This is a genomic window from Pseudomonas sp. 478 (assembly GCF_003254125.1).
In the GTDB taxonomy this organism is placed as follows: Bacteria; Pseudomonadota; Gammaproteobacteria; order Pseudomonadales; family Pseudomonadaceae; genus Aquipseudomonas.
In genome coordinates this window covers 595,725-612,211 of record NZ_QKZG01000001.1, presented here as the reverse complement: position 1 = coordinate 612,211, position 16,487 = coordinate 595,725, and the positions used below count along the sequence as shown (strand labels likewise).

14 protein-coding genes and 1 riboswitch are annotated in these 16,487 nt (G+C 59.7%); of the genes, 8 read left to right on the top strand and 6 right to left on the bottom strand.

From position 1 onward, the window contains the following. Window positions 1–28: 28 nt before the first annotated feature. Window positions 29–2,026: a transketolase gene (tkt, locus tag DFS28_RS03005; protein WP_111448500.1), complete on the bottom strand. Its 1,998-nt coding sequence runs from the start codon at window positions 2,024–2,026 to the stop codon at window positions 29–31. 273 nt (window positions 2,027–2,299) lie between these two features. On the opposite strand from tkt, the gene DFS28_RS03000 reads away from it, so the two are divergent. The 4 genes from DFS28_RS03000 (at window position 2,300) to DFS28_RS02980 (ending at window position 6,962) form a co-directional block, all read left to right on the top strand. Beyond that, window positions 2,300–3,295: a metalloregulator ArsR/SmtB family transcription factor gene (locus tag DFS28_RS03000; protein ID WP_111448499.1), complete on the top strand. Its 996-nt coding sequence runs from the start codon at window positions 2,300–2,302 to the stop codon at window positions 3,293–3,295. Between the two features lie 18 nt (window positions 3,296–3,313). Further along, entirely contained in the window at window positions 3,314–4,504 is a 1,191-nt protein-coding gene (gene metK, locus DFS28_RS02995; RefSeq protein ID WP_074871576.1) for a methionine adenosyltransferase, read from the top strand. Window positions 4,505–4,786: 282 nt separating this feature from the next. Then, window positions 4,787–6,466, top strand: a complete 1,680-nt coding sequence (ligB, locus tag DFS28_RS02985) for an NAD-dependent DNA ligase LigB (RefSeq protein WP_111448498.1) — start codon at window positions 4,787–4,789, stop codon at window positions 6,464–6,466. Window positions 6,467–6,566: 100 nt separating this feature from the next. Continuing rightward, complete coding sequence (locus DFS28_RS02980) at window positions 6,567–6,962, top strand: DUF1090 domain-containing protein (RefSeq protein WP_111448497.1); 396 nt, start codon at window positions 6,567–6,569, stop codon at window positions 6,960–6,962. Window positions 6,963–7,092: 130 nt separating this feature from the next. Here the strand turns inward: DFS28_RS02980 and DFS28_RS02975 are convergent, their stop codons facing one another. Next, on the bottom strand, window positions 7,093–7,542 hold the full coding sequence (locus DFS28_RS02975) for a cytochrome c (RefSeq protein ID WP_111448496.1): 450 nt from the start codon (window positions 7,540–7,542) through the stop codon (window positions 7,093–7,095). A 127-nt stretch (window positions 7,543–7,669) separates the two neighbouring features. Between DFS28_RS02975 and DFS28_RS02970 the strand changes: the two genes are divergently transcribed. Further along, complete coding sequence (locus DFS28_RS02970) at window positions 7,670–8,854, top strand: murein transglycosylase A (RefSeq protein ID WP_111448495.1); 1,185 nt, start codon at window positions 7,670–7,672, stop codon at window positions 8,852–8,854. Between the two features lie 146 nt (window positions 8,855–9,000). Here DFS28_RS02970 and DFS28_RS02965 read toward each other — a convergent pair whose 3' ends face one another. Both DFS28_RS02965 and DFS28_RS02960 read right to left on the bottom strand, forming a co-directional pair. Next, window positions 9,001–9,384: an MAPEG family protein gene (locus tag DFS28_RS02965; protein ID WP_111448494.1), complete on the bottom strand. Its 384-nt coding sequence runs from the start codon at window positions 9,382–9,384 to the stop codon at window positions 9,001–9,003. 40 nt (window positions 9,385–9,424) lie between these two features. Next, on the bottom strand, window positions 9,425–10,258 hold the full coding sequence (locus DFS28_RS02960; protein WP_111448493.1) for an EamA family transporter: 834 nt from the start codon (window positions 10,256–10,258) through the stop codon (window positions 9,425–9,427). A 289-nt stretch (window positions 10,259–10,547) separates the two neighbouring features. Between DFS28_RS02960 and DFS28_RS02955 the strand changes: the two genes are divergently transcribed. Together DFS28_RS02955 and DFS28_RS02950 are read left to right on the top strand one after the other, a co-directional pair. Next, a complete protein-coding gene (locus tag DFS28_RS02955) occupies window positions 10,548–11,717 on the top strand; it encodes an MFS transporter (protein ID WP_111448492.1) in 1,170 nt (389 codons plus the stop codon). Between the two features lie 178 nt (window positions 11,718–11,895). Beyond that, window positions 11,896–13,161: a sodium:proton antiporter gene (locus DFS28_RS02950; RefSeq protein WP_111448491.1), complete on the top strand. Its 1,266-nt coding sequence runs from the start codon at window positions 11,896–11,898 to the stop codon at window positions 13,159–13,161. On the opposite strand, the gene DFS28_RS02945 is transcribed toward DFS28_RS02950, so the two are convergent. Continuing rightward, window positions 13,162–14,049, bottom strand: a complete 888-nt coding sequence (locus tag DFS28_RS02945) for a formate/nitrite transporter family protein (RefSeq protein WP_111448490.1) — start codon at window positions 14,047–14,049, stop codon at window positions 13,162–13,164. Between the two features lie 206 nt (window positions 14,050–14,255). Continuing rightward, window positions 14,256–14,660 (bottom strand): acyl-CoA thioesterase, encoded by a 405-nt coding sequence (locus tag DFS28_RS02940; RefSeq protein ID WP_111448489.1) that lies wholly within the window; start codon window positions 14,658–14,660, stop codon window positions 14,256–14,258. A gap of 198 nt (window positions 14,661–14,858) precedes the next feature. Beyond that, window positions 14,859–14,961: riboswitch (S-adenosyl-L-homocysteine riboswitch) on the top strand. 23 nt (window positions 14,962–14,984) lie between these two features. Between DFS28_RS02940 and ahcY the strand changes: the two genes are divergently transcribed. Further along, window positions 14,985–16,394 (top strand): adenosylhomocysteinase, encoded by a 1,410-nt coding sequence (ahcY, locus tag DFS28_RS02935; RefSeq protein WP_008152012.1) that lies wholly within the window; start codon window positions 14,985–14,987, stop codon window positions 16,392–16,394. Window positions 16,395–16,487: the final 93 nt, after the last annotated feature.

The window sequence follows — 16,487 nt, the reverse complement described above, 5'->3', positions numbered from 1 at the left end:
CGGCAGTCCAGACGACGCACTTTCTGGATCAGTCTTCCAGCAGCTCTTCAGCCTGACCCAGGATGTTTTCCAGGGTGAAGCCGAACTCTTCGAACAAGGCAGGCGCAGGCGCCGACTCGCCGTAGGTGGTCATGCCGATTACGCGGCCTTCCAGGCCCACGTACTTGTACCAGTAGTCCGCGTGGGCGGCTTCGATGGCGATACGGGCGCTGACCTGCAATGGCAGAACTGCTTGCTTGTAACCGGCGTCCTGGGCATCGAACACGCTGGTGCAAGGCATCGAAACAACCCGCACTTTGCGACCTTGTTCGGTCAGCTTGTCGTAGGCCTGAACGGCCAGACCGACTTCCGAACCGGTGGAGATCAGGATCAGCTCAGGCTCGCCGTCGCAATCCTTCAGCACGTAACCGCCACGGGCGATGTCGGCGATCTGGAATGCATTGCGGGTTTGGTGCTGCAGGTTCTGACGCGAGAAGATCAGTGCCGAAGGGCCGTCCTTGCGTTCCAGAGCCATTTTCCAGCACACCGCCGATTCAACGGCATCGGCTGGGCGCCAGGTGTCGAGGTTCGGCGTGCTGCGCAAGCTGGTCAGTTGCTCGATCGGCTGGTGAGTCGGGCCGTCTTCGCCCAGACCGATGGAGTCGTGGGTGTAGACGAACACGACACGCTGCTTCATCAGCGAGGCCATGCGCACGGCGTTACGGGCGTATTCCATGAACATCAGGAAGGTCGCGCCGTAAGGCACCAGACCGCCGTGCAGGGTCACGCCGTTCATGATCGCGCTCATGCCGAACTCGCGAACGCCGTAGTACATGTAGTTGCCGCTGGCGTCTTCAGCCGTAACACCTTTGCAACCTTTCCACAGGGTCAGGTTGGAACCGGCCAGGTCAGCGGAGCCGCCCAGCAGTTCAGGCAGCAGCGGGCCGTAGGCATTCAATGCGTTCTGGCTGGCTTTACGGCTGGCGATGGTTTCGCCCTTGGCGGCGACTTCAGCAATATAAGCATCGGCTTTTTCAGCGAAGTCTTCCGGCAGTTCGCCGCTCAGGCGACGAATCAGCTCGTTGGCCAACTCAGGGAACGCAGCAGAGTAGGCAGCGAAACGCTGATCCCATTCGGCTTCGGCCGCGCGACCGGTTTCCTTGGCGTCCCACTCGGCGTAGATGTCGGCCGGGATTTCAAACGGACCGTGATTCCATTTCAGCGCAGCACGGGTCAGAGCGATTTCCGCGTCACCCAGTGGGGCGCCGTGGCAGTCTTCCTTGCCTTGCTTGTTCGGCGAACCGAAACCGATGGTGGTCTTGCAGCAGATCAGGGTTGGCTTATCGCTTTTGCGCGCCGTTTCGATCGCGATCTTGATCTCTTCAGGATCGTGACCGTCGACGTTGCGGATCACCAGCCAGTTATAGGCTTCGAAACGCTTGGGCGTGTCATCGGTGAACCAGCCTTCGACTTCGCCGTCGATGGAGATGCCGTTGTCGTCGTAGAAGGCAATCAGCTTGCTCAGGCCCAAAGTACCGGCCAGGGAGCCGACTTCGTGGGAAATGCCTTCCATCATGCAGCCATCACCCAGGAACACATAGGTGTGGTGGTCGACAATGTTATGGCCCGGACGGTTGAACTGAGCCGCCAGGACTTTTTCTGCCAGGGCAAAACCAACGGCGTTGGCCAGGCCTTGGCCCAGTGGACCGGTGGTGGTTTCAACGCCCGGTGTGTAGCCGAATTCCGGGTGACCCGGGGTACGGCTGTGCAGCTGGCGGAAGTTCTTCAGGTCTTCGATCGACAGATCGTAGCCGGTCAGGTGCAGCAGCGAGTAGATCAACATCGAGCCGTGACCGTTGGACAGCACGAAGCGGTCACGGTCGGCGAACGATGGATTGCTCGGGTTGTGCTTCAGGTAGTCACGCCAAAGTACTTCGGCGATATCCGCCATACCCATAGGGGCACCGGGATGGCCGCTGTTGGCTTTTTGCACGGCATCCATGCTGAGGGCACGAATGGCGTTGGCACGCTCACGACGGCTGGGCATCGCTGTTCTCCTGCGGATATTGAATCGAGAGTGAATAAAACGAAACGGAAAAAAGGCGAGCATTTTCCCTCACCCACCCGCCTCGGGGCAATGACAGATAGTCATCTGAAGGCGTTTTTCCGGTGGATAAAGTCGCATTCGCCTGGTGAAACCTTTCCGCTGACGATTTGTAGAGTGACCCTTTCCCCGAGAAGTGCCATCTATCGAGCAATATCAAAACTTTTTGATATTGCTCTTGCGGTGTTTTCTGACCGTCACTAGACTGCTGGCCTTATGAATTTACGTGCGCCTTCCATTCGACCTGACGATTGCGATGAGCTGGCGGCCCTGTGCAAGGCCGGCGGAGATCCTCTGCGGCTGAATGTATTGCGCGCGCTGGCCAACGATTCGTTTGGCGTACTGGAGCTGGCGCAGATCTTTGGCATCGGCCAGTCCGGCATGAGTCATCACCTCAAGGTATTGGCCCAGGCCGATCTGGTGGCGACGCGCCGTGAAGGCAATGCGATTTTCTACCGTCGCGCCCTGCCCCACACCGACCTGCTGGGCGGCAAGTTGCATGCAGCCTTGCTGGAAGAAGTGGACAACCTGACCCTGCCTGCCGAGGTGCAGTCGCGGATCGGTCAGGTCCATGGGCAACGGGCGGCGGCCAGCCAGGACTTTTTCTCACGGGTCGCGGAGAAGTTTCGCGCCCAGCAAGACTTGATCGCCGGCCTGCCGCAGTACCGCGAAAGCGTGGTGGCATTGCTCGACAAGCTGAGTTTCAGCGAAGGCGCCACAGCCATCGAAGTCGGCCCCGGAGATGGCGCATTTCTGCCGGAACTGGCGCGCCGTTTCACCCAGGTCACGGCGCTGGACAACAGCCCGGCGATGCTCGAACTGGCGCGCCAGGTTTGCGAACGTGAAACGCTGGCTAACGTCAGCCTGCAACTGGCCGATGCATTGAACGGTGTCCGCCTCAAGGCTGACTGCGTTGTACTGAACATGGTGCTGCACCATTTCGCCGCGCCGGCCGAAGCACTCAAGCACATGGCCGACTTGCTGCAACCGGGCGGCAGCCTGCTCGTGACAGAGTTATGTAGCCACAACCAGAGTTGGGCCAGGGAGGCCTGCGGTGATCTCTGGTTGGGGTTTGAACAGGACGATTTGGCCCGTTGGGCCACCGCTGCGGGACTCGTTCCCGGGGAAAGCCTCTATGTAGGCTTACGTAATGGTTTCCAGATCCAGGTCCGCCATTTTCAGCGACCGGCTGGCGACACTCACCATCGGTAAATTCAGGAAAAAATCGAGATGAGCGAATACTCCCTCTTCACCTCCGAGTCCGTGTCCGAAGGGCATCCGGACAAAATCGCCGACCAGATTTCCGATGCGGTGCTGGACGCCATCATTGCTGAAGACAAGTTCGCCCGTGTAGCGGTCGAGACCCTGGTAAAAACCGGCGTTGCCATCATCGCAGGTGAAGTCACCACGTCGGCCTGGGTCGACCTGGAAGAGATCGTGCGTAACGTGATTCTGGACATCGGCTACAACAGCTCCGATGTCGGCTTCGACGGCGCCACTTGCGGCGTGATGAACATCATTGGCAAGCAGTCTCCTGACATCAACCAGGGTGTCGACCGTGCCAAGCCTGAAGATCAAGGCGCCGGCGATCAGGGCCTGATGTTCGGCTACGCCAGCAACGAAACCGACGTGCTGATGCCAGCACCGATCACCTTCTCGCACCAGCTGGTTCAGCGTCAGGCCCAAGCCCGTAAATCCGGCCTGCTGCCTTGGCTGCGCCCGGATGCCAAGTCGCAAGTGACTTGCCGTTACGAAGGCGGCAAGGTTGTCGGTATCGACGCCGTTGTACTGTCGACTCAGCACAACCCTGACGTGTCCTACAAAGACCTGCGCGAAGGCGTGATGGAGCTGATCGTCAAGCACGTACTGCCTGCCGAGCTGCTGTCCAAGGACACCCAGTTCCACATCAACCCGACTGGCCAGTTCATCATCGGTGGCCCGGTTGGCGATTGCGGCCTGACCGGTCGCAAGATCATCGTTGACAGCTACGGCGGCATGGCCCGTCACGGCGGCGGTGCGTTCTCCGGTAAAGATCCATCGAAGGTTGACCGTTCGGCCGCCTACGCCGGTCGTTACGTGGCCAAGAACATCGTGGCGGCCGGGCTGGCCGAGCGTTGCGAGATTCAGGTTTCCTACGCCATCGGTGTTGCTCAGCCGACGTCGATCTCGTTGAACACCTTCGGCACCGGCAAAATCAGCGACGAAAAAATCGTCAAACTGGTTCGCGAAGTGTTCGACCTGCGTCCATACGCAATCACCACCATGCTCGACCTGCTGCACCCGATGTACCAGGAAACCGCTGCGTACGGCCACTTCGGTCGCACTCCGACTACCAAGACTGTGGGCGATGACACTTTCACCACCTTCACCTGGGAAAAGACCGACCGCGCCGAATCCTTGCGCGCTGCTGCCGGCCTGTAAGATTTCCCGGCGGTACCAAAAGCCCTGCACGGTTTGCCGTGTGGGGCTTTTTATTGTCTTTCGCTTGAGACCGGGTCGCAGCCTTCGCGAGCAAGCCCGCTCCCACACTGGATCTCCAGTGAACACACTATTTGTGAACGTTGTAGATCTAGATGTGGGAGCGGGCTTGCTCGCGAAGGTGCCAGACCAGCCACCATCGGAAACACCAGGCAAAACACCCACCTGTCTCGCCCGTAAATACTGACTAGCCTTGAAGCATCTCCCCGAGCAAGGACGCTCACGATGCCGCTCCACCTGCGCGTGTTTTTCAGTTTTCTACTGATGATTTTCTGCCTGACTACCCACGCTACCGAGTGCCCCGACTGGCCACCCGCACGCGCCCTTGACGAAATCACGTCCCTGCAGAAACAAATCGACCTCTGGGACGACAGCTATCACCGGCGCGGCCGCTCATTGGTCGCCGATGAACTCTACGATCAGTCCCGTGCACGACTGACCGAATGGCGCACGTGTTTCGACCTTGCCCCATCCGCAGAACCGCTACGCACCGGGGGCGGCACGATGCCTCATCCCATCGCCCACACTGGCCTGGAAAAACTTCACGATGGTCGCGCCGTTGAAGCCTGGCTAAAAGGACGGAGCGATGTCTGGATTCAGCCCAAGATCGACGGCGTGGCGGTGACGCTGATCTACCGCAAAGGCCTGCTGACTCAGGCAATCAGCCGCGGTGACGGAGTAAATGGCCAGGACTGGACGGCTTCGGCGCGCCAGATCGCCGCTATCCCACAACAATTGCCAGAGCCGCTGGACCTGCTGCTGCAAGGCGAGCTCTATTGGCGCCTGTCCGACCACGTACAGGCCCGGGCCGGCAGCCTCAACGCACGCGCTACAGTGGCTGGCTTGATGGCCCGCAAAAAGTTAAGCACTGAGCAAGCCGCGGGGATCGGCCTGTTTGTCTGGGACTGGCCCCAAGGTCCGGCCAGTTTGCCCGCGCGCGTCGCAGCCCTGGATGAGTTGGGCTTTCCGAGCACCGCACCTTACAGTCACTCGATCGAAATATTTGCCGACGCTGAACGCTGGCGCGATCACTGGTATCGCTCGCCCCTGCCCTTCGCCAGTGATGGCATCGTCCTGCGCCAGAATCAGCGCCCACCCGCCGAGCGCTGGCAGGCTAAACCGCCTTATTGGAGCGTCGCCTGGAAGTACCCTTTTGCCCAGGCCCTGGCCGAGGTGCGCAAGGTCCACTTCAAGATTGGACGAACCGGACGGATCACCCCGGTACTGGAACTGACACCGGTCATGCTCGATGATCGACAGATCAAGCGAGTCAGTGTGAGTTCACTGCAACGCTGGGAAACACTGGATATCCGCCCCGGAGATCAGGTCGCCATCAGTCTGGCGGGCCTGACCATTCCCCGGCTTGACGGGGTCATGCTGCGCAGCACCCAACGCACTGAATTGAGCGTACCGCTGGCGGAGGACTTTCATCATTTGAGCTGCTGGCAGCCGACACCGGGGTGCGAAAGCCAATTCCTCGCCCGACTGTCCTGGCTCAGCGGCAAGCAGGGCCTGGCGTTGCCGCATGTCGGTCCTGGCACATGGGAGAAACTTTTAGAAACAGGCCGTCTGAATGGCCTGCTGGATTGGTTGACCCTCGATGCTCAAGAGCTTGCTAACATTGACGGCTTCGGCGAACGCAGCAGCGCTCGTCTTTTGAACAGTTTCAACAGTGCCCGACAGCGCCCTTTCGCTCGTTGGCTCAAAGCCCTGGGTTTACCGCCGACCGGCCAGGCGCGGCTTGCCGATTCATGGCAGGAACTGGCACAACGAAATATCGAACAATGGCAGGCAGAAGCCGGCATCGGCCCGGGACGCGCAGCGCAATTGAGCGCATTTTTTCGCGATCCGCAGGTCCAGGCCTTGAGTGAAACATTACGTGTTGCGGGAATTGACGGTTTTTAGCGGCCGGCGATGCCGGCCAATCCGGGAACCCAATGGTGCCGCGCGGGCTCAAACACCCCATCGCCACCTCGACCCCATCGCTTTTTCACATGGAGCTTTTATGAAACTTCTTTCACCGCTCGCCCTGTTGACCCTTTGCAGCGTGCTGGCCGCTCCACTGATGGCCGCCGAAGAAGCTCCAGGCCTGACCGGCTGCGCCGCAAAGAAGCAGGGCATCATCAATCAGATTGAACTGGCCAAGTCTCACGGTAACGCCGATCAGCAAGCAGGCCTTGAAACGGCCCTGAGCGAAGTCACTGCTCATTGCACCGATGCTTCCCTGAAAAAAGAACGGGAAAACAAGGTGCTCGACGCCAAGCACGAAGTCAGTCAGCGTCAGGCTGACCTCGACAAGGCCATGAAGAAAGGCGATGCCGAGAAGATCAACAAGCGCAAAGACAAACTCGCCGAGTCCCGCAAGGAATTGCAGGACGCACTCGATGAGCTGGATAAGTAAGGATCAGTTCAGTACTGATCGTTCCCACGCTCCGCGTGGGAATGCAGCCTGTGACGCTCCGCGTCACTGGACGCGGAGCGTCCCTAGAGGCATTCCCACGCAGAGCGTGGGAACGATCAACAGGTGAGGATCAGTGATCCCGAAACTCTTTATGGCAAGCACTGCAGGCATCTTCGACCTTTTGCACCGCTGGCCCGAGGTTACTGGCCTTGTAAGGCTGAACCTTGCTGGCAATCACCAATTCACCAGTGGCGGCTTCAAGGGTGCGCGCCATGTCCTGGAACTGTTCCTGTTTCTGCCAGACATCGCTCTTGGCGCTGGTGTGATCTTCTTCGCGCACCTGCGGAAAATGTTTCCAGGGTTCACGGGACAACGCATCGAGCTTCACGGCACCGTCAGCGAATGTCGGACCGTCAAACGGGATGCGACCACGCAACATGCCGCCCAGGTCTTCGCCGGTCTTGAGCATTTGCTTGAAGATCGCCTTGCGCTGGCCCAGCGGTGAATTGGGGTCGACACCACCGCAGGCGGACAACGTCAGGCAGGCCAGCAATACAACAGAAAGTCTTTTAAGAGTCATGGTGGCTTCAGCTCACGGGAACGGCGGCCAGTATCCTCGCGTCAACGGCAAAGACCAATAGCCCTATTATCAATACGGGTTGTTTGAGCGCATGGAGCACTCAGGCAACCGACAAAGGAATTACTCCATGAACAGCCGTTTCAAGGCATGGCGTCACAACCTCGCCTGGACCCTTCCGATGGTGGCCGTGCTTGCGGGCTGCACCGGTGGCGACAACAACACACCGAAAACCCACGCCCTGGCGACCTACTCCAGCGCCACGTGGGAAGCACTTCCAACAGTGTCCGACAACGACCTGGTCGCCGGCTTCGGTTCGTGGCGCAGCGCCTGCACCCGACTCAAAGCCGACCCGGTATGGGGCTCGACGTGTGCGGCTGCCGCCAACGTGCCGCAAACCGCCAGCGACATTCGTGGCTTCCTCAAGCAGAACCTCGACGTCTACGGCCTGCGTGCAGCCAATGACAATCCCAACGGCCTGATCACCGGTTATTACGAGCCGGTCTACCCCGGCAGCCTGACCCAGACCGAAGTGGCAAGCATCCCGGTGTACGGTGTGCCCGAGGACATGATCATCGTCTCTCTGGACAGCATTTATCCGGAACTCAAAGGCAAACGCCTGCGCGGACGACTCGAAGGTCGCGTGCTCAAGCCTTACGACGATGCGGCCACGATTGAAACCAAAGGGGTCAAGGCTCCGGTTGTTGCCTGGCTGACCGATCCGATGAACCTGCAATTCCTGCAAATCCAGGGTTCGGGTCGTATCCAGCTCGATGATGGCCGCCAGTTGCGCATTGCGTATGCCGACCAGAACGGTCACCCGTATCGGCCGATTGGCCGCTGGCTGGTGGACCAGGGCGAGCTGAAAAAAGAAGAAGTGACCATGGGCGCCATCAGCCAATGGGCCAAGGCCAATCCCACGCGCATTCCGGAACTGCTGGGCAGCAACCCCAGCTACGTATTCTTCACCCGCAATCCGGACAGCAACGAAGGACCTCGCGGCTCGTTGAACGTACCGCTGACCGCCGGTTACAGCGCGGCGGTGGATCGCAAAGTGATTCCGCTGGGCAGTCTGTTGTGGTTATCGACCACTAAACCGGACGGCACCGCACTGGTACGCCCGGTTGCCGCTCAGGACACCGGCGGCGCAATTGCCGGCGAAGTCCGTGCAGACCTGTTCTGGGGCACCGGCGAGGCGGCCGGGCAATTGGCCGGCGACATGAAACAGCAGGGGCAGATCTGGATGCTCTGGCCTAAAGGCGCAGCGTTGCCGCAAGTGCCGCAGGTGGCTGATGCGGTGAAGACCAGCCCCTGATATCTGTATCGGCGGTTAAATAGCAATCGCGAGCAGGCTCGCTCCCACATTTGGATCTCCAGTGAACACAGCATACGTGTACGACCGAGATTCAATGTGGGAACGAGCCTGCTCGCGATGAGGCCCTCACGAACACCAATGTATTTTCAGACAGAAACCACAAAGAAACTGACGATCAACCCCAGCCCCACCAACCACATCAGCGACCGCAAAATCGCCCAGTCCGCCAAGTAGCAAATGATGTACAGCAGCCGACTGGTGATGAACAACACCGCCAGCACATTGATCGTCACCAGTTCGGCATTGCCGGCCAGGTGCGCAACGATCACCGCCGCCGCGAACGCGGGAGTCACTTCAAAACTGTTCAGGTGCGCCGCATACGCGCGTCGGCCCAAACCATTCAGCGACTCGAGAAAGTCACGGGGATCATGGTTGTCTTTCAGCCGGAACCCGCCACAGGCCCTGGCGATGCCCGTGCAGATATAGGGCAGGATAATCGCGATCAAAATGCACCACAGAGCAACCGTCATAACGCAATCCCTTCTTCAGGTTTCAAGAGTCGAACTCCAGTCAAAACTTCATTACCAGCATGCCGATCAGCACCAGCCCACAGGCTAAGAGCCGGGGCCTGCCGAAAGGTTCTTTCAGGTAACGCATGCCGAACAGCACCACCAGAATCACGCTGATCTCGCGCAATGCCGCCGCTTCGGCAATCGAGCCCAGCTGCATGGCCCACAGCACCAGAGCGTAGCTGAACAACACGCAAAACCCGACTGCCAACCCCAGTCGCCACTGTTCACGCCAGAACAACATGAAGGCCGGTCGTTTACGCACCAGCGCCAGCAACGGGAACGGCCAGGCGCTGAGCAACGTGACCCACACCAGGTAATCCAGCGGATGCGGCCAACGCCGCAACGCCTGGCCATCGATGAAGGTGTAGCAGCCGATGCACAGGCCGATCAACGCCACCACCGGCAGCATCGACCACGGCAATCGCGCACCGCCGCCGCCCTGCCAGAGCAGGCAAAGCATGCCGAACGGGATCAGCAGAATCCCGAAGATCTGCTGGTTCGTCAGCACTTCTCCGGCAAAAATCAGTGTCAGTGCCAGCACCACCAGCGGCGACAAGCCACGCATCAGTGGGTAGACCAACCCCAGATCGCCGACCCGATAGGCCTGGATCAGCAAATAGCGATAGAGCAATTCAAACGCCGCCGACGCCAGAATCCACGGCCAGATGTCCAGGGGCGGCAACGCCACGAACGGCAGCATCAGCGCGACAAACAGCATTGCCACGCTGTCCATGCAGGCCACCACCAGCAGCCGTTCCGCACTGAATTTGATCAGGGTATTCCACGCCGCGTGCAACAGCGCCGCTACCAACACCAGTGCTGTTGCAAGCACGGCACACTCCTTTTTGTTGACCGCCCCCTCCCCTGTAGGAGCACGGCTTGCCGGCGATGGCGATCTCAAGAACGCCATCGCCGGCAAGCCGTGCTCCTACAGGAAGCGGGGGGAGATAATTGATTCGCCATATGTCAGCAGCTGTTTATACTGCAAGCGACCACGCCGCACTCAGTTGCGCACAGACTAATTCCAATAAATTTTTGCCACCGCCCGCTCTCGTCGAGAACGGGCGTCGGTATGCGTATGCCTGATCACAGCGTCAAGACTACCGACAGAGACCTTGCGCATGCCCCTCGCCTTGCTTGCCCTCGCTGTTGCCGCGTTCGGCATCGGCACCACTGAATTCGTCATCATGGGTTTGTTGCCCGACGTCGCCCGCGACCTCGCCGTGAGCATCCCCCACGCAGGCCTGCTGATCACCGGCTACGCCCTCGGCGTGGTGTTCGGTGCGCCGATCCTCGCAGTCGGCACCGCCAACATGCCGCGCAAAGCCACGCTGCTGGGCATGACCCTGATGTTCATCCTCGGCAACATTCTCTGCGCCCTGGCACCGAACTACGCCACGCTGATGGCCGCACGCGTGGTCACCGCGCTCTGCCACGGTGCGTTCTTCGGCATCGGTTCGGTGGTTGCCGCCGGTTTGGTGGCACCGAACAAACGCGCCCAGGCGATTGCGATGATGTTCACCGGCCTGACCCTGGCCAACGTGCTGGGCGTGCCTTTGGGCACCGCGCTCGGGCAATACGCCGGCTGGCGCTCGACGTTCTGGGCGGTGTCGGTGATCGGCGTGATCGCGGCTATCGCCCAATGGGTCTGGTTGCCGAAGGACATCGCGATGGACAAGGCCAACCTCGCCAGCGAGTTCAAAGTGCTGGGCAAAGTCAACGTGTTGCTGGCGCTGGGCATGAGCGTGCTGGCGTCGACCAGCCTGTTCAGCGTCTTCACTTACATTGCCCCCATCCTGCAAGACATCACCGGCGTCAGCCCGCATGGCGTGACCATCATGTTGTTGTTATTTGGTGTGGGTTTGACCGCAGGCAGCATGCTCGGTGGTCGCCTGGCTGACAGTCGATTGCTGCCGTCGCTGGTGGGCATGGCGCTGGCCGTGCTGGTCGTGCTGGCCGCGTTCACACAGACCAGCCACTCGGTGATTCCAGCCGCAATCACGCTGGTGTTGTGGGGCATCTTCGCCTTTGCCCTGTGCCCGATTTTGCAATTACTGATCATCGATCAAGCCCATGAAGCACCGAATCTGGGCTCAACGTTGAACCAGAGCGCGTTCAACCTCGGCAACGCAGCCGGTGCGTGGATTGGTGGGCTGGTCGTCGCCAGTGGTGCGGACCTGGCGGACTTGCCGTGGACCGGCGCGCTGGTCAGTGGCTTGACGGTGCTGACGGCGCTTTTCTACATCTATCTGCAACGTCGTGGTGCTACTGCGGTCAATGTGTCCGGCTGATTAACTGCATCGCCCATGACATTGCATTCGCGAGCAAGCCCGCTCCCACAGTGGATCTCCAGTGAACACAGATTCTGTGAACTACCGAAATCCACTGTGGGAGCGGGCTTGCTCGCGAAGAAGTTGACGCGGTGCACCTGCCCAAACCTGTTTTCCACCTCCCATCCAAGGACCCCGGATGCTTGAACTTGTCGCTGCGTTTATCTGCCTCACCACGCTCCTCACCTACGTGAACTTCCGCTTCATCGGCCTGCCCCCGACCATCGGCGTCATGGTCACCGCGCTGATGTTTTCCCTGCTGCTGCAAGGCTTGAGTTTCATCGGCTACCCCGGTCTCGAAGAGCGTGTGCAACAGTTGATCGGCCAGATCGACTTCGGCGATCTGCTGATGAACTGGATGCTGTCCTTCCTGCTGTTCGCCGGCGCCCTGCACGTCAACCTGAATGACCTGCGCAGCCATCGCTGGCCCATCGGTTTGCTGGCAACCTTCGGCGTGTTGATCGCCACCGCCGTGATCGGCAGCCTCGCCTATTACATTTTTGCCCTCTTCGGCTGGCACGTTAGCTTCTTGTATTGCCTGCTGTTCGGCGCGCTGATTTCCCCGACCGACCCGATCGCGGTGCTCGGTGTGCTGCGGACCGCCAACGCCTCCAAGCCCCTGAAAACCACTATCGTCGGCGAGTCGCTGTTCAACGATGGCACCGCCGTGGTGGTGTTCACCGTGTTGTTGGGCATCGCGCAACTGGGTGAAACCCCGACCGTCGGCGCCACAGCCATGCTGTTCGCCCACGAGGCGATTGGCGGCGCGCTGTTTGGTGGGCTGATCGGTTACCTGGTGTACCTGATGATCAAGAGCATCGAACAACACCAGATAGAGGTGATGCTGACCCTGGCGCTGGTGATCGGCGGCTCGGCCATGGCGTCGGAATTGCACGTCTCCGCTCCGATCGCGATGGTGGTCGCCGGCCTGATCATCGGCAACCTGGGCCGCAACCTGGCGATGAACGACATGACTCGCAAGTACCTGGACGGTTTCTGGGAATTGCTCGATGACATGCTCAACGCCCTGCTGTTCGCCCTGATCGGCATGGAGTTGTTGCTGCTGCCGTTCAACTGGTTGCACGTGCTGGCGGCGAGTTTGCTGGCGCTGGCGATTCTGCTCTCGCGCCTGCTGACGGTGGCGCCGGCCATTGTGTTGTTGCGGCGCTGGCGCACAGTGCCGCGCGGGACGATCCGGATTCTGACCTGGGGTGGTTTGCGCGGGGGTGTTTCGGTGGCACTGGCCCTGGCCTTACCGCTGGGTCCGGAGCGCGACTTGCTGCTGAGCATCACCTACATCGTGGTGCTGTCGTCGATCCTGTTGCAGGGCTTGAGCATTGGCAAACTGGTCAAGCACGTGACCAAGGACGAGCCTGCGCCAGCGGCACAGGCCGAGCATCACTGATTACTTTTTGGTCTTCTGCGGGTCGGGCTCCGGGCCTTGATCCGTAGACTTCTTCGGCGGCCCGCTCTCGCTGCGAATCTGTGCATGGCTGATCAGCGCGAAGATGAAGCTGCCGCCGACGATGTTCCCCACCAGCGTCGGCCCGGCGAACACCAGCCAGAAATCCTTCCACGGCAACTCGCCAGCAAACACCAGATACGAGACCTCGGCGGACCCGACCACGATGTGGGTGAAATCCCCCAGCGCCATGAGGTAGGTGATGAGGATGATGATCCACATCTTCGCGCTCTCCATGGACGGAATCATCCAGACCATGGTGGCGATCATCCAACCCGACACAATGCCTTTGGCGAACATCTGGCTGGCGTCGTTCTCCATGATCTTGCGCCCGATATCCAGGAAGGCCAGGTCGGTCTTGCTGTCGAAAATCGGCAGATTCAGCATCACATACGCCACCAGCAACGTACCGCAGAGGTTACCCACCAGCACCACCGACCACAGGCGTAGCAATCGACCGAAATTGCTCAGTGTGGGTTTGGTCATGATCGGCAGCACCGCCGTCAGGGTGTTCTCGGTGAACAATTGCTGACGGGCGAGGATCACCGCGAGAAAGCCTGCGCAGTAACCGAAACTGGCGATCACCTTGAAGCCTTCGCCGTCCGGCAGACGGGAATTGAGCAGCCCCATGGCCATCAGCGACAGGCCCATGGTCAGGCCGGCGGCCAGCGCCGACCACCACAAGGCGGCGACACTGCGCTCGAGTTCCTGATCACCCTGGGTGCGGATGATTTCGTGCAGCACCGCCGCCCGCGGCGGCTGGCTCTTGTCGACGTCGTGCTGTTCTTCAGGGGAGAGGTTCGGGGTCTTGCCGTCTTTTTGCGCGTCCATAAAGCTCCGGAACCCGTGGTGTGTGATGTAGGTACGACACGCAGGGTTCGGAGCTGTTCACTGCCCCGCTAAATCATCGCTAATCGGCGGTGCGCCCTTCGCGAGCAAGCCCGCTCCCACATTAGATCTTCAGCGAACACAGCTTCTGTGAACGACTTAGATTTAGTGTGGGAGCGGGCTTGCTCGCGAAGGGCGCACCGCCGGCTTCACACGTTGAGAACATCATCCTTGAACTGGTCTTTGACGTACGTGATCTCGGTCCGGCCGTGCGGCGCGGGCAAGCCGTCTTCGCCCAGATTGACGAAAACAATCTTCTCCACCGTCAGGATGCTTTTGCGGGTGATCTTGTTACGCACTTCGCACTTGAGGGTGATCGAGGTGCGACCGAATTCGGTGGCGGTGATGCCCAGTTCAATGATGTCGCCCTGGCGCGAGGCGCTGACGAAGTTGATCTCGGAAATGTACTTGGTGACCACACGCTGATTGCCCAGCTGGACGATGGCGTAGATTGCCGCTTCTTCGTCGAGCCAGCGCAACAGGCTGCCACCGAACAGCGTGCCGTTGGGGTTGAGGTCTTCGGGTTTTACCCATTTGCGGGTGTGGAAATTCATATTCACTCCTGAGCGTCTTGCCGAATGATGGTGGGCATCATGGCAGAGCCCGACCTAGAGCTCTATCAAGCATCGACTATGGTCTCGATTACCGTTCAGACATTGACCAACAGAAACGCTTTGGAAGTATCGCTCACACGGCTATAATCGCCACCGTTTCAAAACGGTAACGTTCCATTGATACCGTTTTCCCGCCACCTGTCCGAGGGGCGCTGCAGCAGGTTCGACCTGTCAGGCTCGGATGGGGCGTTGCTTGACCGTTATTGGTCAGACACTAAACGCACAACGGCGCCCATTCGCATACATTACGAATGGAGGCTCATCATGAGCGCTGTTATCACGCCTGCCGATTTTAACGATTACAAAGTTGCCGACATGTCCCTGGCTGCCTGGGGTCGTCGCGAAACCATCATCGCCGAATCCGAAATGCCTGCCCTGATGGGTCTGCGCCGCAAGTACGCCGGTGAGCAGCCGCTCAAAGGCGCGAAAATCCTCGGCTGCATCCACATGACCATTCAGACTGCCGTGCTGATCGAAACCCTGGTTGCCCTGGGTGCCGAAGTACGCTGGTCGTCCTGCAACATTTTCTCGACTCAGGACCAGGCCGCTGCCGCTATCGCTGCTGCCGGTATCCCGGTTTTCGCCTGGAAAGGCGAAACTGAAGAAGAGTACGAGTGGTGCCTGGAGCAAACCATCCTTAAAGATGGCGCGCCTTGGGATGCCAACATGATCCTCGACGACGGCGGCGACCTGACCGAGCTGCTGCACAAGAAGTACCCGGCGATCCTGGACCGCGTCCACGGCGTTACCGAAGAAACCACCACTGGCGTTCACCGCCTGCTGGACATGCTGGCCAAGGGCGAGCTGAAAATCCCGGCCATCAACGTCAATGACTCGGTCACCAAGAGCAAGAACGACAACAAGTACGGCTGCCGTCACAGCCTGAACGATGCGATCAAGCGCGGTACCGACCACCTGCTGTCCGGCAAGCAAGCGCTGGTCATCGGTTACGGTGACGTGGGCAAGGGCTCCGCTCAGTCCCTGCGTCAGGAAGGCATGATCGTTAAAGTCTCCGAAGTCGACCCGATCTGCGCCATGCAAGCCTGCATGGACGGTTACGAGCTGGTTTCGCCGTTCATCGACGGTATCAACAACGGTACTGAAGCAAGCATCGACAAAGCGCTGCTGGGCAAGATCGACCTGATCGTGACCACCACCGGTAACGTCAACGTTTGCGACTCGAACATGCTCAAAGCCCTGAAGAAGCGCGCTGTTGTCTGCAACATCGGCCACTTCGACAACGAAATCGATACCGCTTTCATGCGCAAGAACTGGGCATGGGAAGAAGTGAAGCCACAGGTTCACAAGATCCACCGTACCGGCCCTGGCGCATTCGACGCGCAGAACGACGACTACCTGATCCTGCTGGCCGAAGGCCGTCTGGTTAACCTGGGCAACGCCACCGGCCACCCAAGCCGCATCATGGACGGCTCGTTCGCCAACCAGGTTCTGGCTCAGATCTTCCTGTTCGGCCAGAAGTACGCCGACCTGTCGCCAGCCCAGAAAGCCGAGCGCCTGACTGTTGAAGTACTGCCGAAGAAACTCGACGAAGAAGTGGCCCTGGAAATGGTCCGCGGTTTCGGCGGCGTTGTGACTCAACTGACCAAGACTCAGGCCGACTACATCGGCGTGACCGTTGAAGGTCCGTTCAAGCCGCACGCTTACCGCTACTGATTGGTTCTGCTGGCTGCTCTCCCTGTGGGAGCGGGCTTGCTCGCGAATGCGGTTTAACATTCAACATTAATGTTGACTGATCCACCGCTTTCG

Bases quoted from the DNA above. Each gene is read 5' to 3' on its own strand.
- DFS28_RS02980 (WP_111448497.1), top strand. From the start codon at position 6,567: ATGAAACTTCTTTCACCGCTCGCCCTGTTGACCCTTTGCAGCGTGCTG.
- DFS28_RS02965 (WP_111448494.1), bottom strand. From the start codon at position 9,384: ATGACGGTTGCTCTGTGGTGCATTTTGATCGCGATTATCCTGCCCTAT.
- DFS28_RS02940 (WP_111448489.1), bottom strand. From the start codon at position 14,660: ATGAATTTCCACACCCGCAAATGGGTAAAACCCGAAGACCTCAACCCC.
- metK (WP_074871576.1), top strand. From the start codon at position 3,314: ATGAGCGAATACTCCCTCTTCACCTCCGAGTCCGTGTCCGAAGGGCAT.
- ahcY (WP_008152012.1), top strand. From the start codon at position 14,985: ATGAGCGCTGTTATCACGCCTGCCGATTTTAACGATTACAAAGTTGCC.
- DFS28_RS03000 (WP_111448499.1), top strand. From the start codon at position 2,300: ATGAATTTACGTGCGCCTTCCATTCGACCTGACGATTGCGATGAGCTG.
- DFS28_RS02945 (WP_111448490.1), bottom strand. From the start codon at position 14,049: ATGGACGCGCAAAAAGACGGCAAGACCCCGAACCTCTCCCCTGAAGAA.
- ligB (WP_111448498.1), top strand. From the start codon at position 4,787: ATGCCGCTCCACCTGCGCGTGTTTTTCAGTTTTCTACTGATGATTTTC.
- DFS28_RS02975 (WP_111448496.1), bottom strand. From the start codon at position 7,542: ATGACTCTTAAAAGACTTTCTGTTGTATTGCTGGCCTGCCTGACGTTG.
- DFS28_RS02955 (WP_111448492.1), top strand. From the start codon at position 10,548: ATGCCCCTCGCCTTGCTTGCCCTCGCTGTTGCCGCGTTCGGCATCGGC.
- DFS28_RS02950 (WP_111448491.1), top strand. From the start codon at position 11,896: ATGCTTGAACTTGTCGCTGCGTTTATCTGCCTCACCACGCTCCTCACC.
- DFS28_RS02970 (WP_111448495.1), top strand. From the start codon at position 7,670: ATGAACAGCCGTTTCAAGGCATGGCGTCACAACCTCGCCTGGACCCTT.
- tkt (WP_111448500.1), bottom strand. From the start codon at position 2,026: ATGCCCAGCCGTCGTGAGCGTGCCAACGCCATTCGTGCCCTCAGCATG.